This window comes from Metabacillus sp. Hm71, from assembly GCF_051842955.2.
GTDB lineage: Bacteria > Bacillota > Bacilli > Bacillales > Bacillaceae > Metabacillus.
The window spans coordinates 5,215,226-5,238,073 of sequence record NZ_CM200278.1; the positions used below are offsets into that span (position 1 = coordinate 5,215,226).

Annotated in this window: 23 protein-coding genes; 5 read left to right on the plus strand and 18 right to left on the minus strand. The window is 39.0% G+C overall.

All coding sequences use genetic code 11. From position 1 onward, the window contains the following. From hisB to hprK, 9 genes are all read right to left on the minus strand, one after another. Positions 1-591: an imidazoleglycerol-phosphate dehydratase HisB gene (gene hisB, locus ACSVDH_RS25690; RefSeq protein ID WP_439252603.1), complete on the minus strand. Its 591-nt coding sequence runs from the start codon at positions 589-591 to the stop codon at positions 1-3. A 12-nt stretch (positions 592-603) separates the two neighbouring features. Beyond that, positions 604-1,872: a histidinol dehydrogenase gene (gene hisD / locus ACSVDH_RS25695; RefSeq protein ID WP_439252602.1), complete on the minus strand. Its 1,269-nt coding sequence runs from the start codon at positions 1,870-1,872 to the stop codon at positions 604-606. A gap of 4 nt (positions 1,873-1,876) precedes the next feature. Further along, positions 1,877-2,506: an ATP phosphoribosyltransferase gene (gene hisG, locus ACSVDH_RS25700; RefSeq protein WP_439252601.1), complete on the minus strand. Its 630-nt coding sequence runs from the start codon at positions 2,504-2,506 to the stop codon at positions 1,877-1,879. Then, positions 2,507-3,673 (minus strand): ATP phosphoribosyltransferase regulatory subunit, encoded by a 1,167-nt coding sequence (locus ACSVDH_RS25705; protein ID WP_439252600.1) that lies wholly within the window; start codon positions 3,671-3,673, stop codon positions 2,507-2,509. A gap of 225 nt (positions 3,674-3,898) precedes the next feature. Continuing rightward, positions 3,899-4,426 carry an acyltransferase gene (locus ACSVDH_RS25710; protein WP_439252598.1) on the minus strand — a complete coding sequence of 176 codons (528 nt, stop codon included), beginning with the start codon at positions 4,424-4,426 and terminating at the stop codon, positions 3,899-3,901. 1 nt (position 4,427) lies between these two features. Beyond that, positions 4,428-5,069 (minus strand): pyrophosphatase PpaX, encoded by a 642-nt coding sequence (gene ppaX, locus ACSVDH_RS25715; protein ID WP_299094212.1) that lies wholly within the window; start codon positions 5,067-5,069, stop codon positions 4,428-4,430. Beyond that, entirely contained in the window at positions 5,059-6,006 is a 948-nt protein-coding gene (locus ACSVDH_RS25720) for a nucleoside recognition domain-containing protein (protein ID WP_439252595.1), read from the minus strand. Before ACSVDH_RS25720 ends, ppaX begins: the two co-directional genes overlap by 11 nt. Positions 6,007-6,040: 34 nt before the next feature. Beyond that, positions 6,041-6,859 carry a prolipoprotein diacylglyceryl transferase gene (gene lgt, locus ACSVDH_RS25725; protein ID WP_439252594.1) on the minus strand — a complete coding sequence of 273 codons (819 nt, stop codon included), beginning with the start codon at positions 6,857-6,859 and terminating at the stop codon, positions 6,041-6,043. Positions 6,860-6,961: 102 nt separating this feature from the next. Beyond that, positions 6,962-7,897 (minus strand): HPr(Ser) kinase/phosphatase, encoded by a 936-nt coding sequence (gene hprK, locus ACSVDH_RS25730; protein ID WP_299094215.1) that lies wholly within the window; start codon positions 7,895-7,897, stop codon positions 6,962-6,964. Between the two features lie 453 nt (positions 7,898-8,350). Here hprK and ACSVDH_RS25735 point away from each other — a divergent pair, with 453 nt between their 5' ends. Then, positions 8,351-9,046 carry an N-acetylmuramoyl-L-alanine amidase gene (locus tag ACSVDH_RS25735; RefSeq protein ID WP_439252593.1) on the plus strand — a complete coding sequence of 232 codons (696 nt, stop codon included), beginning with the start codon at positions 8,351-8,353 and terminating at the stop codon, positions 9,044-9,046. 99 nt (positions 9,047-9,145) lie between these two features. Here the strand turns inward: ACSVDH_RS25735 and ACSVDH_RS25740 are convergent, their stop codons facing one another. The 7 genes from ACSVDH_RS25740 to ACSVDH_RS25770 form a co-directional block, all read right to left on the minus strand. Next, positions 9,146-9,472, minus strand: coding sequence for an antibiotic biosynthesis monooxygenase family protein (locus tag ACSVDH_RS25740; protein WP_439252592.1), 327 nt, complete (start codon positions 9,470-9,472; stop codon positions 9,146-9,148). Between the two features lie 367 nt (positions 9,473-9,839). Further along, positions 9,840-10,298, minus strand: coding sequence for a 2-thiouracil desulfurase family protein (locus ACSVDH_RS25745; RefSeq protein WP_439252591.1), 459 nt, complete (start codon positions 10,296-10,298; stop codon positions 9,840-9,842). Between the two features lie 80 nt (positions 10,299-10,378). Next, positions 10,379-10,792, minus strand: coding sequence for a hypothetical protein (locus ACSVDH_RS25750; protein ID WP_439252590.1), 414 nt, complete (start codon positions 10,790-10,792; stop codon positions 10,379-10,381). 103 nt (positions 10,793-10,895) lie between these two features. Then, positions 10,896-11,675 carry a GNAT family N-acetyltransferase gene (locus tag ACSVDH_RS25755; protein ID WP_439252589.1) on the minus strand — a complete coding sequence of 260 codons (780 nt, stop codon included), beginning with the start codon at positions 11,673-11,675 and terminating at the stop codon, positions 10,896-10,898. A 119-nt stretch (positions 11,676-11,794) separates the two neighbouring features. Continuing rightward, a complete protein-coding gene (locus ACSVDH_RS25760) occupies positions 11,795-12,184 on the minus strand; it encodes a tautomerase family protein (RefSeq protein WP_439252588.1) in 390 nt (129 codons plus the stop codon). Positions 12,185-12,191: 7 nt separating this feature from the next. Further along, positions 12,192-12,605 (minus strand): HIT family protein, encoded by a 414-nt coding sequence (locus tag ACSVDH_RS25765; protein WP_439252785.1) that lies wholly within the window; start codon positions 12,603-12,605, stop codon positions 12,192-12,194. Positions 12,606-12,903: 298 nt separating this feature from the next. Beyond that, positions 12,904-13,356 carry an HIT family protein gene (locus ACSVDH_RS25770; protein ID WP_439252587.1) on the minus strand — a complete coding sequence of 151 codons (453 nt, stop codon included), beginning with the start codon at positions 13,354-13,356 and terminating at the stop codon, positions 12,904-12,906. A 216-nt stretch (positions 13,357-13,572) separates the two neighbouring features. Between ACSVDH_RS25770 and ACSVDH_RS25775 the strand changes: the two genes are divergently transcribed. Together ACSVDH_RS25775 and ACSVDH_RS25780 are read left to right on the plus strand one after the other, a co-directional pair. Next, positions 13,573-14,031: a LytTR family DNA-binding domain-containing protein gene (locus ACSVDH_RS25775; protein WP_439252585.1), complete on the plus strand. Its 459-nt coding sequence runs from the start codon at positions 13,573-13,575 to the stop codon at positions 14,029-14,031. Continuing rightward, a complete protein-coding gene (locus ACSVDH_RS25780) occupies positions 14,028-14,441 on the plus strand; it encodes a DUF3021 domain-containing protein (RefSeq protein ID WP_439252584.1) in 414 nt (137 codons plus the stop codon). Before ACSVDH_RS25775 ends, ACSVDH_RS25780 begins: the two co-directional genes overlap by 4 nt. Before the next feature lie 50 nt (positions 14,442-14,491). Here ACSVDH_RS25780 and ACSVDH_RS25785 read toward each other — a convergent pair whose 3' ends face one another. Beyond that, a complete protein-coding gene (locus ACSVDH_RS25785; protein WP_439252583.1) occupies positions 14,492-15,202 on the minus strand; it encodes a GntR family transcriptional regulator in 711 nt (236 codons plus the stop codon). Between the two features lie 170 nt (positions 15,203-15,372). On the opposite strand from ACSVDH_RS25785, the gene ACSVDH_RS25790 reads away from it, so the two are divergent. Both ACSVDH_RS25790 and bglA read left to right on the plus strand, forming a co-directional pair. Continuing rightward, entirely contained in the window at positions 15,373-17,256 is a 1,884-nt protein-coding gene (locus tag ACSVDH_RS25790; RefSeq protein ID WP_439252582.1) for a beta-glucoside-specific PTS transporter subunit IIABC, read from the plus strand. A 13-nt stretch (positions 17,257-17,269) separates the two neighbouring features. Continuing rightward, the gene (gene bglA / locus ACSVDH_RS25795) at positions 17,270-18,709 is read left to right on the plus strand and encodes a 6-phospho-beta-glucosidase BglA (RefSeq protein ID WP_439252581.1); all 1,440 of its coding nucleotides are present in this window, start codon (positions 17,270-17,272) and stop codon (positions 18,707-18,709) included. Between the two features lie 242 nt (positions 18,710-18,951). Here bglA and ACSVDH_RS25800 read toward each other — a convergent pair whose 3' ends face one another. Further along, positions 18,952-22,269: a trifunctional glycoside hydrolase family 18/polysaccharide deacetylase/glycosyltransferase family 2 protein gene (locus ACSVDH_RS25800; RefSeq protein ID WP_439252580.1), complete on the minus strand. Its 3,318-nt coding sequence runs from the start codon at positions 22,267-22,269 to the stop codon at positions 18,952-18,954. Positions 22,270-22,848 lie beyond the last annotated feature (579 nt).

Consider the following 22,848-nt stretch of genomic DNA (forward strand, 5'->3'; position numbering starts at 1 on the left):
TTATAACATTCCTTTCGTTGAAGGAAGAACCCCCTCAATACGTGGATCAATCATTGTCGCTTCATCTAAAGCTCTTGCCAATGCTTTAAAAATCCCCTCAATCATATGATGTGTGTTTTGTCCATAGTGAATGATGACATGAAGGTTGATGCGTGCTTCAAGGGCAAATTTCCATAAAAACTCATGAACATTTTCTGTATCAAATGTTCCGACTCTCTTGCTTGGAAAATCCCCTTTTAATTCAAAATGCGGGCGGTTGCTTAAATCAACTACAACCTGGGCAAGCGCCTCATCCATTGGCACAAACGCATTGCCATAGCGTTTAATCCCGCGCTTATCACCTAATGCTTCACGAAGGGCCTGACCTAAACAAATGCCGATGTCCTCTGTTGTATGGTGGTCATCTATTTCAATATCGCCGTTCGCTTCTATTGTTAAATCAAATTGGCCGTGCTTTGTAAAAAGATCCAGCATATGATCCATGAACGGGACAGATGTTTTCAGTGAAGACTGCCCTGTGCCGTCTACATTAAAGGCTAAGGAAATTTGCGTTTCTTTCGTATTTCGTTCAATTGATGCCGTTCTTGTCATCGTAATTCCCCCTTATTTTAATCGTGCCTCGAGCGCGCGGGCGTGGGCTTCTAATCCCTCTAGTCTCGCTAGCTTCGCGATTTTTGCATAATTGTTATAAAACGCTTTTTCACTGTATGAAATAATACTTGATTTTTTCACGAAATCATCAACATTTAACGGACTTGAAAAGCGTGCTGTTCCATTTGTCGGCAGTACATGGTTAGGGCCTGCGAAATAATCGCCGACAGGCTCAGAGCTATAGCGGCCAAGGAAAATCGCCCCTGCATGCTTCAAGTCATTCAAGATCGCTAACGGATTTTCAGTTAGCACTTCAAGATGCTCTGGTGCCAGTTCATTAACCACCGCAATCGCTGTTTCCAGATTTTCTGCAACATAAATATGTCCGAACGTTTCAATGGATGCCTCGGCAATTTCCTTACGCGGCAAGGCAGCTGCCTGTTTTTCTACCTCAGCTTTCACTGCCTCTGCTTGTTCCATTGAGGTTGTGACAAGAATGCTTGATGAGTTTTTATCATGCTCTGCTTGAGATAATAAGTCTGCGGCAATTTCATTTGCCCGTGCTGTTTCATCACTTAACACAACAATTTCACTAGGTCCGGCAATCATGTCAATATCAACGATGCCGAATACCTCGCGTTTCGCCAACGCCACATAGATGTTCCCTGGGCCCATGATTTTATCAACCGCTGCAATCGTTTCTGTTCCATAAGCAAGGGCTGCTATGGCTTGCGCACCGCCTACTTTATAAAGCTCAGTGATGCCCAACTCCTTTGCCGCAACTAATACACCTGCAGGCAGTGTGCCTTGTTGATTTGGCGGTGATACTAGGACAATCCGCTTTACTCCCGCAACCTGTGCCGGTATCACGTTCATGAGCACGGATGAAGGGTAGGCAGCGGTTCCGCCCGGTACATAAACACCAACCGCATCCAATGGCGTAATTTTTTGCCCAAGCATTGTCCCTTCATCGTTGTAGCTGATCCATGATTCCCGTTTTTGCTTTTCATGGAAGGAGCGAATGTTTGCCCCTGCTTCACGGATAATCTCGACTAATTCTTCATCAAGCTCACTGTAAGCTTTAATAAATTCATCTTCTGTTACCTTTAGGCTTGATAAGGCTACTTTATCGAAGGTTTCCGTATAAGAAAAAAGCGCCTTGTCTCCATGTTCGCGAACAGCCGAAATAATGGATTGCACGACCTTACGCTGTTCTTCTGTCCCTGTATCAATCGTACGTCTTAATGATACTTTTTCATCCGTAATCCGAGTAATTTTCATCCCTTTACCCCCCAATTACTTTCGATAACCGTTCAACAAGCTCATCGATTTGCTCATCCTTCATTCGGTAGCTGACAGGATTGACAATGAGACGGGATGTAATATTACAAATCCGCTCAAGCTCGACTAACCCGTTTTCCTTTAATGTCCTTCCTGTTGAGACAATATCAACAATCCGGTCCGCTAAGCCAATTAATGGAGCGAGCTCAATTGAACCATTCAACTTAATGATTTCGACCTGCTCCCCTTGTTCACGGAAATAGCTTGAAGCTACCTTAGGATATTTTGTTGCCACTTTAGGAGCGACATCATCAAGCTTTGCATTTGGCAGTCCGGCAACAGCTAAATAACATTCACTAATGTTTAAATCCAGAACCTCATAGACATCGCCTTCTTCTTCAAGCATGACATCCTTGCCGGCGATTCCGACATCAGCCACGCCATGCTCAACATAGGTCACGACATCCATTGGCTTTGCTAAAATAAACCGGATGTTTTCGTTTGGCACATCGATAATCAGTTTTCTTGATTCGTCAAATTCAGGCGGGAGCTGGTATTCGGCTTTGCGAAGCATTTCGACTGCTTCTTCAAAAATTCTCCCTTTTGGCATCGCAATGGTTAATACATTTGTCACCTACAGCTCCTCCTTTCTTGAACCGATAAAATAGTCAACCTCTATAAATTGCTTTGTAAAGGCATCTACATCTTTAATTCCGCTAATATCCTGCATCACGACCCGCTTCTTGCTCTCGCGGAGCTCTGCTGCATAGGCAATCGCTTCTGCACGGCGTTCCTGACTATAGATCACACATTGCAGCTTTTGCTCTTCCGTTGTTTTTAGCGCTTCGATTAATCGGTCAAGTCTTAAGCCAAAGCCTGTTGCAGGTGCGGCCCGATTGAATTTTTCAAAGAGATGATCATATCTGCCGCCATTTCCAATTGGGAAGCCGACATTATCTGCATACACCTCAAATAAAATGCCTGTATAGTAGCTCATATGACTGACAATATTTAAATCAAGCTTTAAATAATCCGTGACATTGAACGCTTCAAGAGTGGACCAAAGCTGACTGATTTCCTCAAGCGCATCACTTGCCTCTTCAGATGAAATAAGATCCTTTGCTTCACTTACTTTATCGATGCCGCCGCGAAGTGTTAGCAAGGTGAATAAGCGCTGTTTATCAATCGATGAAAGCGGCAATCCCTTCACATGCTCTTTATAGCCGACATAATTTTTTTCATATAAGAAGCGTCTTAGCACATCAGCGCGTTCCTGATTGCCTAATACTTCTTTAAACAAAGCATTCGCATAGCCAATATGTCCGATTGCAATTTTAAAATTCTCAAGTCCGGCTTTCTTTAAGGAAGCAACCATTAAAGCAATCACTTCTGCATCTGCGCTTGTTGTTCCGTCCCCGATTAATTCCACGCCGACCTGCTCAAACTCCGCAGGGCGTCCTCCTTCACGCTGCTGGGCGCGAAAGACATTTGCCGAGTATGCCAGACGTAATGGATAAAGATTATTATATAATTTAGAGGCAGCTACACGGGCAATCGGTGCTGTCATATCCGGTCTTAGCACCAATGTATGTCCTTGCTGATCTAATAATTTAAAAAGCTGCTGATCGAGAATCGCTGATTGAACGCCAACGGTTTCATAGTATTCAAGTGTCGGTGTTTCAATAAACTGGAATCCCCATTGTTCAATAACATTTGTCATTGCTTGCCGAGTCTTCTTTTTTATTTCATATAAAGCTGGTAATGTATCAACCATACCAAGCGGTTTTTCAAACATAAACATGTGTGTGTACCCCCGTCAATGAATACTCGTTTTTAATTTTCAGAATGCTTTACTTCGCTAATATGCTAATATATTACCAAAGTGAAGATGTTATTTCAAGAATTAGTTCATTTTTAGACTTTATTCGTATCCCTTTAAATTGTTTGTTTATTCAGTCTTTTCAAAATGTGGTTAAGCAAACGTTTAATTAAGCTAAGATTTTGTCTCATCTAAGTGAAAAGGCCACTAGTCCTTACTAGCAGCCTCTTGACCTTCCCTTTTTGCCAGTTCTTCTTTTGTGTAAATAACCGTCATTGGATTTCCGCCGACAAATGCTCCAGCTGGAACATCTTTATGAACAAGGGTTCCGGCTGATACGATCGCACCGTCGCCGATGATGACCCCAGGGAGAATCGTGGAATTGGCGCCAATTAAGACCTCATCACCAATCACGACATCACCTAGCCGATATTCCCTGATCAAATACTCATGGGCCAGAATGGTTGTATTGTAGCCAATGACCGAGTTGTTGCCAACGGTAATTTTTTCTGGAAACATAATATCTGGCATGACCATTAAGGCAAAGGATGTTTGCTTGCCGATTTTCATGTGAAGAAACGTACGGTATAGCCAATTTTTCATCGCTAACCATGGCGTATATCTTGCAAGCTGAATGACGATAAAGTTTCGAACAACCTTCCAAAATGGCACGGTTTTATACATATGCCATAAGGAATTCGCAGCTGAGACCGGATATCTCGTCGTTCTTCTCACATCATTCCACTCCGACGATCGGCAATAAATCACTCATTTTTTCTAATAAATAATCAGGGTTATAGCTCGAGATATAGTCTCTCCCTTTAATGCTCCACGCTACTCCCGCTGTCTTTGTTCCGGCATTTTTGCCTGCCCCCACATCATGATGGTTATCACCAACCATGATTGCTTCCTCAGGAGATGAGCCAAGCTGAGCCAATGCCTTTAAGACTGGCTCAGGATGCGGCTTCGCATTTTCCACATCATCAAGTGTAACCACAACATCAAAAAATTGATCAAGCTTTGTAAGCTTTAGCCCCATATTAACGGTATCTCGTATTTTTGTCGTCACTATACCTAGCTTAAATCCGTTTTCCTTTAAGGTTTTGATTGTTTCAAAGACCGTATCATATTCAGTTACGAGCAAATCATGCTGCTCATGATTAAATTTCCGGTATGCTTTGACCATTTCCTCCATCCGATCCGGATCGATGCTTCCAAACGTATCATAAAGCGTCGGACCAATGAACGGAAGGACATTCTCACGTTTATATTGTCCAGGATAGTAGGAATTTAATGTGTGTAGAAATGATTCAATGATCAGCTCATTTGTGTTGATCAATGTTCCATCTAAGTCAAATAGTAATGTGTTAATTTTCATAAGTAGCTTCCTTTCTGCTCGGTACTGCTTCAGCCTTCCGCCAAATGGCACCGATCGTGATTGTTAGTAAGATGGCAACAGATAACCGGATGATAAGCAATGGTAAAACAGGGATGCCCAGCGGGATAAAGATCAGCGTATCCTCAACTACTGCGTGACAGGCAACGAGGAAAATAAACGCTAACGTTAAATCTCTGCGGCTGACATTATCTTCCTTTACTGCTTGAATCATCACGCCGGCACCGTAGGCTAAGCCAATCGTCAGCCCTGCTACTAATGTCATCGAGGTATTTTCCTTCATTCCTAACATTCTTGTCACTGGTGCCATCCATTTTGTAAATACATTTAGCATTCCTAAATCCTTTAAAAATTGGATCGCAATCATCAATGGAATGACAATTAAGGCAAGCTGGATTACACCTAACCCTGCCTTTTGGATCGCTAAAAGAATGATCTCAAGCCAGCCATTTGGTTCTGCTTGAGTATTGTTAACAAACCCGTATTGGGCCGTTTCACTGCCTCCATGCCACACAAGGTTCACCACAATCGCTGAAATAAAGGCCAGACCAATTCTTACTAGCAGAATAATCCACATTTTTAACCCTACCTTAGCCGCAACAGACGACTCAATTAGCAAATTATGAGAAAATGACAGCATGACCGCTAAAATAAATACCTCTTTAACGGTTAATTCCAGTGATAAAATCGCCCCGATCCCTGCATATAGGTTAAGAAAATTCCCGATAACCAACGGGATTGCCGCCTCCCCTGACAAGCCGAAAACGCCCATGAGCGGAGCAATAAGCACTGCCAGCCAATCAAGCACAGGCGTATATTGCAGCACACTAACAAGTAATGTAATCGGAAAAATAACTTTTCCTAATGTCCAGGTTGTCTGGAATCCAGCATGAAATCCTTTTTTTAAGCTATTCCCCACAGCCAATCCTCCTTGATGAATTTTTAAATCTGCCTTATTGACCAGAGTCTAGATATCTCTCATTTGAATAGCCCTTCAAACGGCGGAAGATCATGATGCCTACCGCTACCGCAATTAAGACAATCGAAATAACCTGTGCAATTCTTAGCGTATCTGTCAGCATCAAGCTGTCTGTACGCATGCCTTCGATAAAGTACCGGCCAACTGAATACCAAATAACATAGGTTAAAAACAGCTCTCCGCGCCTGAAATTCGCTTTTCTTAACAGCATTAATCCAATAAATCCAACAAAATTCCATAATGATTCATATAAAAAGGTGGGATGATGATACTCTCCATTAATATACATTTGGTTGATAATAAAATCAGGCAGCATCAACCCTTCTAAAAATTCCCTTGAAACCGGCCCGCCATACGCCTCTTGGTTCATAAAATTTCCCCAGCGTCCAATCGCCTGCCCGAGGATAATACTTGGCGCCGCGATATCAGCTAGCTTCCAAAATGAAAGCTTTTTAACCTTCGCAAACACAATCCCTGTAAGAACCGCAGCAATGAGGCCGCCGTGTATCGCAAGGCCGCCGTTCCATATTTTAATAATATCCCCAGGATTTTGAGAATAATAGTCCCATTGGAAAATGACATAATAGGCTCTTGCCCCTAAGATCGCAATTGGAATCGCAAATAAAACCAGGTCAACAAATGTATCCTTATGAAGCCCTCTTCTCTCACTTTCTCGCACCGCTATCAAGAGTCCAAGCAAGGCACCAACACCAATAATCAATCCATACCAATGAATTTGAATCGGACCTAATTCAAGAAAAATGGGATCAAGAGGCTGTAAATTTTCTTCCATTTCTTCAACTCCCTGCTATCCTATTTTTTAAACCAGCATTATATGTATGTCAGGGTGACCCGCAGCTTTTTCCTTGGGGTCTGACCCTTTAATGTGGAAATCTTATTCTTCCTCATGATCTCCTTCTTCAATCACACCAGCAAGCTTATTGGTAAATTGCTCTGCAGCATTTACCCCCATCCGTTTTAGACGGTAATTCATCGCCGCTACCTCAATAATAACCGATAAGTTTCGTCCAGGTCGAACCGGAATTGTCAGCTTAGTTACATCAGTATCAATAATCCGCATTTTTTCCTCTTCAAGACCAAGGCGATCATACTGCTTATTTTGATCCCAAAGCTCAAGATTGACAACAAGTGTAATCCGTTTAAAGCTGCGAACAGCACCTGCACCAAATAAGGTCATCACATTGATGATCCCCAGCCCGCGGATCTCTAAAAGATGCTCGATCAGCTCTGGAGCACTTCCAACTAATGTATCCTGATCTTCTTGACGGATTTCAACACAATCATCCGCGACTAAACGGTGCCCGCGCTTAACAAGCTCAAGAGCCGTTTCACTTTTACCAACACCGCTTTTCCCGATAATTAATACACCGACACCATAAATATCGACCAATACGCCATGAACCGCCGTTGTTGGCGCAAGCTTTGTTTCAAGGAAATTGGTCAAATGACTTGATAACCGCGTTGTTTTCATTGGTGAACGTAACACTGGAACACCCTCGCGATTAGAAGCCTCGATCAATTCATGCGGAGCATCCATCTCCCTTGTCACAATAATTGCCGGCGTCACATCTGTACAAAGCTCGTCCATCCGATGCTTCCGCTCCTGATCTGACAACTGAAGAAAAAACGAAAGCTCCGTTTTCCCAAGCAGCTGAACCCGTTCCTTTGGATAATATGTAAAAAATCCAGCCATCTCGATCCCAGGACGAGACAAATCACTCGTCACAATCGGCCGATTAATCCCTTCCTCACCGCTAATCACTTCAAAATTAAATTTATCAATAAGATCCTTTGTGCGAACTTTAGGCACGGCTTATCCTCCTTTATGATGAGAGCTAACTAAAACCTTTGTCATCCTTTTAATGTAAGAAAGACTCTTTTATTATTTTAGCATTAGTATTGGACATTCCAAAATAGAATTTTATTTTTGGGGTGTAAGGTGGGAATCAGGGGTGGGGTGAACCAAGAGTAAGGGGATTGAACCACCTAGCGCGGGAATTGCGTCTCTTTTGGTATTTTTCAAACCACTTACCTGATTTATTGAACCACTCTTTCGTTTTAGGAATGGGATTGAACCCCCTATTCTACTTTTTGAACCACGAACTCGAGAATTGCATCTGTTTTGCTATTTTTCGAACCACACAGTTGATTTATTGAACCACTTCCAAATTATTAACTTAATTTTTCTCAACCAATCCGCTACTTTTTTACCAACTAATCTCTATATTACATATGAATAATAGTTTAAATGGAGGAATAGCCTATGAAAATCATGATTGATGCAGGGCATGGGTATGAAACACCGGGGAAAAGAACTGTTGATGGGATGCGGGAGTATGAATTTAATCGTGCGGTTGCGGAGGAAATGAGAAAGCTATTAACCGCTTATGATAGGGTAACCGTGCTTTTTTCGCATTCTGATAATCGCGATGTACCGCTTAGCGAAAGAACAGCGAAGGCAAATCGAGAAAATGTTAACTTGTTTGTTTCAATTCATGCGAACGCACATGGTAACGGGAGAGAATGGACATCAGCAGCCGGTATCGAAACCTATGTCTATTCATCAAAGCCTAAGGCCGCTTATCAATTAGCCAAAAATGTACAAGCAAGTCTTGTGAAGCACACTTCTCTCAAAGACCGTGGTGTAAAAACTGCCAATTTCCATGTGCTGAAGGAAACGAATATGACTGCGATCCTGGTTGAATGCGGGTTTATGACTAACAAAATCGAAGCAAGCCTTCTGCGTTCAGCCGCCTACCGGTTAACCTGTGCCCGAGCCATTGTAGCTGGGATAATTACAACCTACAATCTAAAGAAAAAGACAAAAAAAGCTTCTGAAAAGGTCTTGTACAAGGTTCAAACAGGAGCCTTTGCTGAAAAAGAAAATGCACTTAGGCTGGCAGATGAGTTAAAACAGAAGGGGTATGACGCGATTATTGTGTCATCAAAAAGCAGCTAGCAAATACGATCTCCCATCTAAAATGCTCAGAGCTCTTCGTCTCTGAGCATTTCATGCTTTAGCAAGGTGTAAGTTATAGAAGGTTAATTAACCTTAACACTACATCTCAAAAAATGAATCTCTCTCAACCTTGCAAACTCGTAATACGAAGCTTTTGTACCATTCTTTTTTGCCACGTTCTTGTGCAACCATATGTGCGGAATGTTCCTTCCACCTTTTTATCGCATCTAAAGATTCCCAATATGAAACCGTAATTCCCAATTCATGATCACGTGCACTTTCAACTCCTAAAAAACCCTCTTGTTCAGAAGCTAACTCTACCATTTTTTCTGCCATTTTCTCATAACCTTTACCCGCTTTTGCTCGCTCGGATGCAAAGATAACCGCATAGTAAGGCGGTTGTGGTGTATTGGCAAATTTACTCATAGTGGGTCCTCCGCTCAAATTGAAAGTTATAGAATAAACTCTAAAGCATTCACCCTTTGTTTCTTTATATTGCTAGGTTTCTTGCCTCTTTTCTCAACTGTAACCTTCAAATACTGAAAATTTATCGCCTTTAAAGAACTATAGGACAATAAATCTTTCAAATTCTCTTTAGTCCTTTTGCAAATACCTTGTATAATAAGCCTCCATGAGAAGACCAAATACAGGTAAAGTCCAGACAGAGATTCCTTCCCAAGGGAAGTCTACAGCCAAGCCAATTGATTATACGCTTTTAATTCATAGGATACACAAGGTTGTTAGTCTGCTTTTCATAACAACGTTTCCACCCCTACCTTTATCACTGAAAAAATTAAAAGATGTAATCAACAAATTGTTCTTCGGATATTACTTGTAATCCATATCTTTTAAGCAAAGCTGAGGTTACTCCATTTCCGGCAATTTTCTTTCCTTTAAATTCGCCATTGTAAATCATTGAGCTGCCACAGGATGGACTATTTTCCTTGAGAACAACGATTGCTGCGTTTATTGTTTTGGCTTTTTCTAAGGTGGCATAAGCTCCTTTTATGTAAAGCTCGGTTACATCTTTACCAGATTTCTCAATCACTCTAGCCTTTCCATCAATTACATCCTCACCATCTCCTCCTACTATTTCAGCAGGTTCCCTTGGGGTTAAAAACCCGCCAAGCAGTTCCGGACAGATCGTTACAGCTTTATTCTCTTTCACTAAGTTACTTATTCTATTGTCTAAACTATGCGTACCGTTATATCTTACCTCTAACCCTGCTAAACAAGAACTGACTAAGATCACGAACGACACCTCTCAAAATAATCGATATAATATCCTTATTGTACGAAACTTTTCGCAAGTTGAAGCTGCTTAGTGAATTGTTACTCTCCTGAATAGTTATCTTCAATAAGAATCCCATCACAACAAACCAAAGGATTATATTTAACCTCGATGAACAACTCGTCGTTTTCATTCCCTTTTTTAAAATTTGCTTTAATAAGGCTATATGGTTCTTCTTTCCTTTGCTCTCTTTGATATGTTACTGACACATCTCTAAATCCCTTTGCATAAAAATACTCGTATCCATCATTCGTACCCATGTTATGGATAAGAGATTGTTGATCATTTTTCGCATTCATTAACCATGTATGAACTTCGTCTTCATTTTCAGTTTTAATGGTGTTATGGCTGTAGGAAAAAATAAAGGGTTTTTCCTTTTCAAGACTCTGGCAACCTACTATAAGTAATAATAAAAGAGAGACACTTAGTAGTAATAACAATTGTTTTTTCAGCATTAACTCCCCCCGTTCAATTATCAAATTTTAACGAGTCTGCCTCAATAAAAGCAGCAAAAGTTACTCTATTTCCTTGATTTCTTTCACTTTTGGTGTATTAGAATTAAGCCTCTGAAGTCATCGGATGCTTAACCTTTTCTGGAAAAAAATGATCACCATTTGTTTTTACAAACATTTTTCCTCCACCTTCTCTCTGTTTTTTAGCAAATTTCATTCCCTCGTAATCTGGAGTATAGTGAAAAGTGATTTTATAGCTTCCTTTCCCTGAAAGATCAAGTAATAGATTTTGAATATTCACAGGGCGCTTACTGATAATATCAAAGATCTCAATCTCATCTTTTTCTTTAGTAAATATCACAATGGCATTTTCAGCAGGATGATAATATAAATCATTTGAAAAAACATTTAAGCAATGATACATGAATATGCTTTTAGAATTTCCCGTTGCAAAACGGTTCGAAACGGGCAATCTTTCCTTTGCAAATGTATAAATAAATTGAAGGTCAGCTTTATTTGTAATGTCCAATTTACGAAATTCATTTTTCGCCGTTAAATTGGAAGAAATATTCGTCGAATACTGATACTCCTGTACGATTTCGAATCCGAATTTCGGATAAAAATCTAGCACTCTTTCATTTGCAAACAGATACATAAAATCATATAAATGTTTGTACTCCTCTAAAACGATGTTCATTAACTGTTTTGAAAGCCCTCTATGCCGGAATTCAGGATGGGTCATAACCGTACCTATTTGAATTGCACGATGCTGCTTTCCCTCAATAATGAAATCAAGCAAATTAACGGAAACATTTGCTACTATTTTATTATCATATGAATAAGAAAAGGGGATATAGTTATTGCCCCAATATTCGTATTTGTCCATCTTTTAAAATTCAATCCAAAAATACTGTTAGCAAGTTTGAAGAAGCTCTCTCTATATTGTTCATCGTTTTTATAATCCTTTATAAATTGCAGCACTTCTGCCAAGTAATTCTCCTCCATTTAAACATTCACTTTATAGTCAAGTTCCAGCTCATCACCCGGCAATCCCCTTATTCCCCAGTTATGTTTGGGTGTTTCAAAAATTGTAATCTCAAGATCTTGGAGAGATATGCCGACTTCACGATTTATCCGTTCTAACAGAAGTGTAATGAGTTGCTTTTTAGCTTCTATTGTCCGACCTTCAAACATACTAATCTCTATTATCGTATAGGCATCTGTTCGGCCGTTCCCGAAATAAAAGTCCTCTTTGTCCATAGGAAAAAAACGATGAAATTTCTTATTTCGGGGGAATTCAAGAGCATCTACCATACATGAATGAATCACCTTTGATAACGTTCCCTTTATAGGATTTAATCGATCCTTCACTCCATAAATTTTAAGCTGTCCCATCCTCATCTCACCTTTCTCTGACGTTCCTTTTATTTTCTTTCCCTTTAAACAAATAACGAATTCCTTTACCCGCTAATGCTTCATCCTCATACCTTGGTATAACATGAAAATGCGAGTGGAAAATATGCTGACCACCAACTTCGCCGCTATTCCAGCCAAGGTTATATCCTTGAGGTTGGTGCTTTTCATCTAAGTATGTTTTTACATCCTTAAGAAGGCTGTAGGTTGCATCCCATTCTTCCCGCGTCAAATCAAAAACAGTTTTCCTATGCTTTCTAGGGACAATAAGCCCGGCACCTTCAAGCTGGACCCCTTTTTGGTCAAATTGCTCCAGCTGCAAAAACAGGCAATGTTCATTACTCAAGATGACTCTTTGCTTAGGCTCTAGTTCCAGATGACAAAAAACACAATCTTTTACCATATAATCACCCTCAAAACGTTTTCTTTTGAATTCTATTATTTCATGTAACAATCCTTCCTCCTTTCTTAAAATAAAAATGCGTTTATCCTTTTTAGACCAACGCTTTCCCAAGTGGAAATTTTAATTCTTGTGAGAGAGTAACTTTAATATTTCAAGGTTATCGTCCTTGTCACCTGCACTACCAGGATTCGTCTAGATCACGAGCTCTTCTGCAGTTTGTGGTTATGATTTTTAAGTTTAGTGGTTCAATCACCGTGATTCAAAGATCACCCTGAAGTTAATAGTTCAATTATTTAGTTTAATGGTTTATTTCCTCGTTGTTCTTGGTGATCATTGCTGCTAACTCATTCCTGGTCTTCAGCAATTTCTTTTTACTATCTCCATTATCTAAAGGCATTTCCAAATAAAAATCAGCAAATGATTGATGCTTATACCGTGGTACGACGTGCATATGAAAGTGGGTTAATTCGCTAAATATTCCTCCATTTTGGCAGATGGTTATGCCATCAGGTTTATATAGTGTCTTTATCGCTTTTGAAATGAGCCTTGCCGCCTGGATGACAGCGTTAGCGGTTTCTTCATTTAGATCATCAACATCTTCAGCATGCTGCTTTGGTAGAATCAGTACATGGCCTTCATTAAATGGGTCATGGTCTAAGATGCAGCAAACCGAATCATTTTCGTAGATGACATTTACAGCTTCCATTTTATTCGCCAAGCTGCAGCCTAAACATTTCATTTTCCTATTCACTTTATCACCTCTTCCTCATCATGAAAGTTACCATTCATTTTCCACCACTTACCTTTCAATTCCTGCTCCTTACTGAAAATCAAAAGATTTGAGGGGAACTTTTACATACAATTTGATTAGAAAGGCAGTGAAAGGAGGGCTTGAAGAGAAGCTTTAGTTGCAGACATCAAAAACTGGAACAATTATACTTTAAATATGAAAAGAGGTGTCTGAAACTTGAAATTACGTTTAAATATCGATAGTGCTTTTAAGGAGACGAAGGTGACAATCGAGGGGCCTGAATTGGATGAAAAGGTTCAGGAGCTTATTGACTTCATCAATGGGAAGAAGAAGGAATTCCTGGTTGGCAAAAAAGGCGAAATGCAATATATTCTTAACCCGTCTGAGATTCACTATTTTCATACTGAAAACGAGCAAGTTATTGCAGTAACAAAAACGGATTCATTTCGATTAAAAGAGAAGTTATATGAGCTTGAGGCAATGCTCCCTTCATCGAAATTTATCCGCCTTTCTAAATCGGTCATTGCTAATTTATATGAATTGAGCCGTTTTGAAGCGTCTTTCAATGGTACACTATGTGTTTATTTTAAATCAGGGGCGAAAGAATATGTGTCACGTACGTATGTCCCTGCTATAAAGGAAGCGTTGAAAATGAATAGGAGGAAAGAAGAATGAAAACCTTTATTTTACGAAGTTTTATCGGGATTTTCTTTGGCGGGTTTATCACGGTGTTAGTCACCAATTTATCGATCTATTTCGGTGGTCTTGAAGTGATTGATGGAAGCTTATTTTTGAAAAATTCCCTCGGAACTATTTTTTGCGGTTGGTTTTTCACAGTAAGTCCGATGTATTTTGAGAATAGAAAATTAAAGCTTCACCAGCAAACCATCCTTCATTTTCTCACCGTTATGATTCTGTACATCATCTTAGCCTTTTCGATTGGCTGGGTCCCATTCACGATGATGCATTTTCTTTTACTACTCATCATTTCCATTGTCATCTATGCTGTATGTTGGATTGCCTTCTATCTTTTCTTTAAATATCAAGCACGAAAGTTAAATGATGACTTAAACAAGATTTGTTAAATAATCAGTGCCAGCCTTCTTGCTTAGGGGCTGGCACTTACACATTTCTTTTAAAAGAAAGAACTATTTGCTTGGATGAAGAACTGTGATTGTTCATAGTTATAGGTAACTTTTGAAAAGTCAAACGGCTGCCCGTTGGTTAAATGAAAAACTTGTTCTACGTGCATCTTAGGGTCACCCTTTTTCATGCCTAAATACTCCGCTTCTTCCTGATTAAGTTTGCCAACATGAAGATAGATGTCTGAAAAACCGACCTTTAGTCCTAACCCTTCCGTTATATAGTGAAAGATTGATTCAGATACAATCTCTTTATTTAAATACGTAACAATCGATTTATTATAAAACGATTCCTCTAAGCATAGAGTTTGTCCGTTAATATAACGAATTCGTTTGACATAATAAATATCATCGTTAAGCTCCATGTTTAAATTAAGGGCCGCTTCCTGTGTTGGCTTTCTCACATCTAATTCTAATACCTTTGACGTGAGCTGAAAATCCTCAAGATCCTTTTTAAACCCTTGATTGGAAAGCAGTCCAATATATCCTTTTCGCTTATGCCTTCTAACAAAAATCCCACTGCCTCTGACTTGAAACACGACCCCTTTTTTCTCTAAGAGATCTAATGATTTTGTAACTGTGCTCTTACTCACTTCAAATTGACTCATAAATGTTTCTAATGATGGCAGTTTATCTCCTTGCTGGAGGGCATGATCTACGATATATTTTTCTATTTCGTTTGCGATATGTTGATATTTTAACATGTGCATTCCTCATTATTTGATTAATCTCATACAGTATTAGCATTATACCATAAATTTCAAAAGAATATCTAACCATATTATACACATATTATAATTTTATTATGCACTTGATAAATTATACCGGTACAATTATAATGAAAGCGTATTATGATATTAAGGAGGTATACAACATGGCTACTAAAGTTAGAGATTATTCGAAACTTGCTAAAGATATATTAGAAGCTGTTGGCGGGGAAGAAAATGTTCTAAGCGTTACACGTTGTGCCACTCGGCTTAGAATTGTTCTAAAACGCTCAAAACCAGAAGCCAAAGGAAAAGTATCATCAATGTCCGGCGTTATTACCGTTGTCGAAAATAGCGGACAGTTCCAGGTTGTGATCGGGCAGCATGTTGGAGAAGTGTATGAGCAATTTTCCAGCTTAGTTAAGGTAGAAGATTCAGAGGGAGTAAGCGAAAACAAAGGAACGATTTTAAATCGTGTCATTGCGACGATGTCAGCTGTTTTTGCTCCGTTTGTCTATATTTTAGCAGCGGCTGGTATTTTGCAAGGTGCATTAATTCTCATAAATTTATTGTTTGATCGCTTTTCAGAAACGGGAACTTATCAGGTTCTAAGTTTTATCTCCTGGGCACCTTTCACCTTTTTGCCGATTTTTATTGCGATTACAGCGTCAAAGCATTTTAAAACAAACACCTATATTGCCGTCGCATGCTGTGCTGCATTAGTCAGTCCGACTTGGTCAGAGCTTGCAGCAAAAATTGCAGCTGGTGAAAGCATCACGTTTTTAGGTATTGCCTTATCTGAAACAGTATATACTTCATCCGTATTGCCGCCGCTTTTTTTAGTGTGGATCTTGTCATATGTTGAAAGATTTTTAAATAAGCGGATGAATGAAGTTATTAGACCATTATTTGTTCCATTTTTATGTATGGTGATCATGGTGCCGTTAACGATTTTACTAATTGGACCTGTCACAACAATGGGCGCAAATGGAATTGCGAATGGCTATAACTTCTTAGCGGAAAACGTACCTGCAGTAGCCGGGGCGATTATCGGTGCATTCTGGCAAGTGCTAGTTATCTTTGGAGTACACTGGGGAATCACCCCGATGGTTTTAGCGAATTTTGATTTATATGGACGCGATTCATTCCAGGCGTATCAAACGATCGCCGTTATCGCGCAAGTTGGTGCCGTACTTGGGGTTATCCTAAAGGCTAAAAATCAAGAAACACGTAAAGTCAGTGTTTCGGCAGGTGTAACTGGTTTATTCGGAATCACTGAGCCTGCGATTTATGGCGTTACATTAAGATTTAAGAAACCATTTATCTTTGGTTGTATTTCAGGGGCGATCGGTGCCATTACAGCAAGCTTCTTTAATCCGTACTACTTTGCTTATGCCGGACTTCCGGGACCGTTAACAATTGTAAACGGTATTAGTCCTGATCAGCCATCTTCCATCTGGGGAATTTTAATCGGTGCTGCCATTGCGGTTATTCTTCCTGTCGTATTGATTCAGGTTTTCGGTTATGGTGAGGATTCCGCAACTAAAGAAGCTAGTGAAAATTCAGGATCCGAGCAACCAAGCTTCCAACAGACAAATGAAGAAACGATCGATGCCCCATTAGAGGGTGATATCATCCCGCTATCAGAGGTACCTGATGAGGTATTTAGCTCAGGGGCGATGGGACAAGGCTTAGCGATAGAGCCTTCAGACAACAAATTATATGCACCGTTTAATGGAAATGTTGTCATGGTGGCACCTACTAAGCATGCGATCGGCCTGCGTTCAGAATCAGGTGTTGAACTGCTTGTGCATATTGGCTTGGATACCGTTACATTAGACGGAAAACCGTTCACTTTACATGTAAACGATGGAGATAAGATCAAAAAAGGCGACTTACTGATCACATTTGATAAAGAATCGATCGAAAAGGAAGGCCTGAAAATAACGACACCACTTATCGTCACGAATTCACATGCTTATAAAGAAATTATTGTTGAAGATCATCAGAATAGTAGATTAAATGAAAGATTACTAACGGTTGTAAAATAAGGAGGAATTGAAAATGGCAACATTACCTAAGGATTTTTTATGGGGCGGTGCTTTAGCCGCTCACCAATTTGAAGGCGGCTGGAATCAAGGCGGAAAAGGACCAAGTGTTGTGGATGTGATGACAGCAGGTGCACATGGTGTACCAAGAAGAATTACTGAAACAATTGAAGCTGATACGTTTTATCCAAACCATGAAGCGATTGATTTCTACCATAAGTATAAAGAAGATATCGCATTATTTGCTGAAATGGGCTTGAAATGCTTGAGAACGTCGATCGGCTGGAGCAGAATTTTCCCAATGGGTGATGAGGCTGAGCCTAATGAAGAAGGACTAAAATTCTATGATGATGTGTTCGATGAATTATTAAAGAATGGGATCGAACCTGTCATCACGCTCTCTCACTTTGAAATGCCATTACATCTAGCAAGAGAATATGGCGGATTTAGAAGCAGAAAGGTCGTAGACTACTTCGCAAAATTCGCTGAAGTATGCTTTAAACGATATAAAGATAAAGTGAAATACTGGATGACCTTTAATGAAATCAACAATAAAATGGATGTCAATAATCCGATCTTCTTGTGGACAAACTCGGGTGTTGTTGTAAAAGAAGGTGAAAACGCAAAAGAAGTCATGTACCAAGCAGGACACCATGAATTACTAGCTAGCGCCTTAGCCGTTGCAAAAGGAAAGGAAATTAACCCGGAATTCAAAATTGGCGCCATGGTTTCTCATGTACCGATTTATCCATATTCATCTAATCCGGAAGATGTGATGCTAGCGGAGGAAGAAATGAGACAACGCTACTTCTTCCCGGATGTGCATGTTCGCGGATACTACCCTAGCTACGCATTAAAGGAGTTTGAACGAGAAGGCTATCAAATCAAATTCGAAGATGGTGATGAAGAAATCTTACGAAATGGTACTGTTGATTATTTAGGGTTCAGCTATTATATGTCGACAACTGTGAAAAGCGATGTTGTGAATGATAATACCGGTGATGTCGTGAATGGCGGATTGCCAAATAGTGTAGAAAACCCCTACATCAAATCAAGCGACTGGGGTTGGGCGATTGATCCAACAGGATTACGATATACATTGAACCGTTTTTATGATCGCTACCAAATTCCATTATTTATTGTTGAAAATGGCTTTGGTGCAGTGGATACATTAGAAGCAGACGGCTCCATCCATGATCCGCAACGAATCGATTATTTAAAATCACATATCGAGGCATTGAAAAAAGCGGTCACTTACGATGGTGTTGATTTACTTGGCTACACTCCTTGGGGAATTATCGATATCGTCTCCTTCACAACAGGTGAAATGAAAAAACGATACGGCATGATTTATGTGGACCGTGATAATGAAGGAAACGGCTCAATGAAGCGTTATAAGAAAGACTCCTTTAAGTGGTATCAGCATGTGATTAAAACGAATGGTGAGGAATTGTAATCCTGATTACACTCAAAAACCCGAATATCGACACTTGTAAAAAGTGTCTTTTCGGGTTTTTTATTAAGAGAAAGTATAAAATTTGAACTTAGTTTTGGTGTCTAGCAGGTGCCATCGGCTATTCAAGCCATTTTTTAAAAAATCGCCCCAAACATCCCTGTGAACAGTAATGTTTGAGGCGATTTTTTAGGAAGTTGCTTCTAAGCTACGCAGTTTAGTTCCATACTGATGAAAGTCTCACTTTATACCGCTCTCTTCGCTTCTTGATTCACTTCCAAATTTCCCGATCTTTTTAATTTATTCCATCCTACACGTGTACCTTTCAGTGCGGCAAAAAGTGATTTCCATGAAACCCACAATAACAGGTACCGGTAAAAAATCCTTTGCAAAAATAATAAAATTAACGGTTTTAGACTTAATTTCTCTAACCTGAACGCGTATAAACAAATGAAAAAATCAATGAAAAAGTAACAGCCGTAAAACATTAATGGTTCTTTTAGATTACCTGATATCATTCCCAAAACAAATAAAACATCTAAAAATGGGGCAAACAAAGGGAAGACAAATTGGAACAGCAACATATTAGGGAGCGCAATAAACCCTAATGCTTTATGCTTGGTTCCACCAAAGGCTTTTTTATGCTTCCAAAAACATTGCAGTGTTCCGAAATTCCATCTGTAACGTTGTTTAAGAAAATCTCTGCTGTTTTCTGGTGCTTCCGTATAAGCATATGCCTTTTCATCAATCGTAATTTTATATCCTTTGCGCAATATTCTTAACGACATATCTGTATCTTCTGCTAATGTATCAGCTGTGAAATAGCCAATTTCTTCAAACACTTTTTTGCGCCAAGCACCGATTGCACCTGGAACAACCGTAACACAATTAAGCAGAGCAAAAGCGCGCTTTTCTAAATTAAAACTTGTTACATATTCAACATGCTGCCAAATGGTTAATAAATTTCTCATATTCCCCACTTTAATATTTCCGGATACGGCAGCAACCTTCGAATCTATGAAATGACGGACAAGCAGCGAAATAGCATCAGGTGAAATAATGGTATCTGCATCTATGGCTACGATTATGTCACCATTCGCCTTTTTAATCCCCGTATTAATCGCTGCAGCCTTTCCCCCGTTTTTCTTATGAATAAGATGGATATTTTCGCAGTTAGAAAAATGATCTTTGATAATGTTGTAAGTTCGATCAAAAGAACCATCATCCACAACAATGATCTCAAAATCCCCGTAATTGCTCTTTAAAACCGACTCTATCGTTCTTCTAATAACCTTCTCTTCATTGTAAGCAGCTATCACAACAGTGACAAGTGGTTGAAATGAGTCTCCGGTACTTGAAAGACGAGCCCTTCTTTTATGTTTAAAGGCTAAATATAGAAGGATTGACAAACGTAAAGTGAAAATAAATAACGCACTATAAAATAAAACAAAAATAATATTGTTAAAAGTAGCTACACTGATTAAAAATACTTTTATGCTTTGTATCAATGGGTTTTCTACCTGTGTATCAGCAGGCATAACGGTATTTTTGCTTTTGTTCATCAATTCACCAACGGTTACAAATGTATAACCCTTGCTTTTTAATGTTTCAATAATGACAGGCAGTGCTTCAACTGTGGCTGTTCTATCTCCCCCGCCATCATGAAGTAAAATGATATCACCGTCAGATGCTTGTTTTATCACGTTATCAGCGATTTCTTTGCTGTTATGTGTATCCCAATCCCTGGAATCGATATCATAATTTACTGTGATATATCCCATTTGTGTGACATCTACTAGTCTTTGAAACCTGAATTTAACATAGTTATCCATGTTATCACCATCATGTGTATTCAGATAATTTCCAAATGGGGGACGATACAGAATAGGCGATCGCCCTGTAATGCCTTGAATAATCCGCTCGGTAGTGTTCAATTCAAATTTTAATTGTGCTTCAGATACTTCATCGATATTTGCATGTGAGAACGAATGATTTCCAATTTCATGGCCTTTTTTATAGATTTGTGTAATCATATCTTGATGAAGCATTGCTTGTTTACCAGTTGTAAAGAATGTTGCCTTAATTTCATACTTATTCAAAATATCCAATATTTCTTTTGTATATGCAGGATCTGGCCCATCATCAAACGTTAACACAATCTCCTTTTTCTCTGGCTTGCTTAAGCGTTCAATTTCAGATGCTTTTGGAACAGAATGGTATGTTTCACTTGAAATGAAACCAGAATCATCAAATTCCAGACTGCGTTTCCCGTCTTGCTGATCGGTTAACGAGCGGAAGATACTCCCTTCGCCATAACTGTAGGTAATATCACCACTCTTGACAGTAAGCAGCTCGCTGGTTTGATGTCCTCTCACTACATCCCAAACAGATGGATCCTCAGTGCCTAATCTCCATAATGCGACCCCTTTAGCCCCGTTTGATAAAGCCATTTTCCATTGGTTGTAGAAGGTCGCACTATCTAAAAACCATAATTCATGTGATTTATTATGATCCTTGTAGCGAATATAAGGATTTTTGCTCATATCATCCCATTGTACCTTCAGGTTTGCTTTGTCTGCCATTCTCATAGCCTCTTCAAAGGATACAGCTTGTCCGCCTTGCTGCTTTTCCCAATCCCAATCATATCCGTAATTCCCTAGACTAGCGATAAGCTTGTCCTTAGGTATACTTGAAAGAGCTTCTTCAAACCATGATGACGAAGCAATAGGACCTGGATTTATGTAATTCTCGTCATATAACATTAACATCATACGATCACAATACTTTTCAAGATTTATGTAATCAAATGCCGGATTTTTGGGCGGTACATCAATTGTTACCATAAGTCCGTCGGCATGAAAAGCGCTATAAAGCTTCTTCATGAAGCTTGTCAGCTTGTCACGATCATTTTTATGAATGTTTTCAAAGTCTATGTTTATTCCATGAAATCCTTGCCTCTTAATCTGTTGATGAAGATTTTTTATTAGCTTATCCTGTGCTTCAGGAGAATTCAATAAATTATGGATGATTTCTTGATCCCATTTCCCATTCACTTCATTGTTAATTAAAGGAAGGACTTTTATATCATTCTTTTTTGCTAGGTCCGCTATCTCTTTTTGAATATCGCTTTTTAACTCCAATTTTGAATTTAAATCAAACCATTGCGGGATCAGAACATCGATTTCATCAATATTACGTCTTAATGAACGTTCACTATTTGCATCCCAATTTACATAGAAAGCATAAAAATCTTGATTGTTGTTTACCGTATTTTGCAGAAACTTTTCATTAGGAGAACTAGGTGTAGAGGCTTCTACATTTCTTATTTCTGATTGGCTAATAGTTGAATATTCATTTATCTCCTTTGATTTCCACTTAGGTAAGATGGGATTAAAATAAACACTTAGACCCAATAAAAAAGTTAGTAAGAGGCAAAAAATAACCGATATGGAGAAAATACCGAGTAAAATACCCCATCTTTTATTTGAACCTTTTTCAAAAACAAAATGGATAGAATTCCCTTCAGGATCCCCACTGATTTTTTTATTCATCCTGTTAAACATCGTATCACCTGCTTTATACCTTTTTTTAAGAAGACTTATGAATGAATAGCAAGGAATTCTATTGATCTAATTTTTATAACGATAAAATTAGTCCCAATTGATTCATAAAACATATCTTTATTAGAATCAGGGCTTTCTTTTCTGCTATTCAAACTGCTTCTATAGTCCAACTAAACAGAGAAATGCATTTTTGTTCACTTTTTCACAAGAAATGCTGTTTCTTTAACGCCTGTTTAGCTTCATTTCACCTATCATCCAAAGGCAATAAAAGCTCTATCACATTTCATTTACTAAAAACCCATTTAAGAATAACAAAGAGATTTTGGTCAGTATATATGCCAATTTAACGAATATTATAGGATTACTTTTTCTTATGGTTTCCCTTACCTTTATGGTTTAGAAGTATGGGTCTTAGCATATTTTTACTAAATTTACTAGTAACTTTTTCACATAATTTGTTTATATACTTTCATGCATGTGACTTATGTAAGAGTTTTTTTCCCGAATACTATGGATAGTTAGAGCATTTGAAAATTTGAAAAAATTGTGGTCTTGCCCTTTGTTATAGGCGGTAAAATG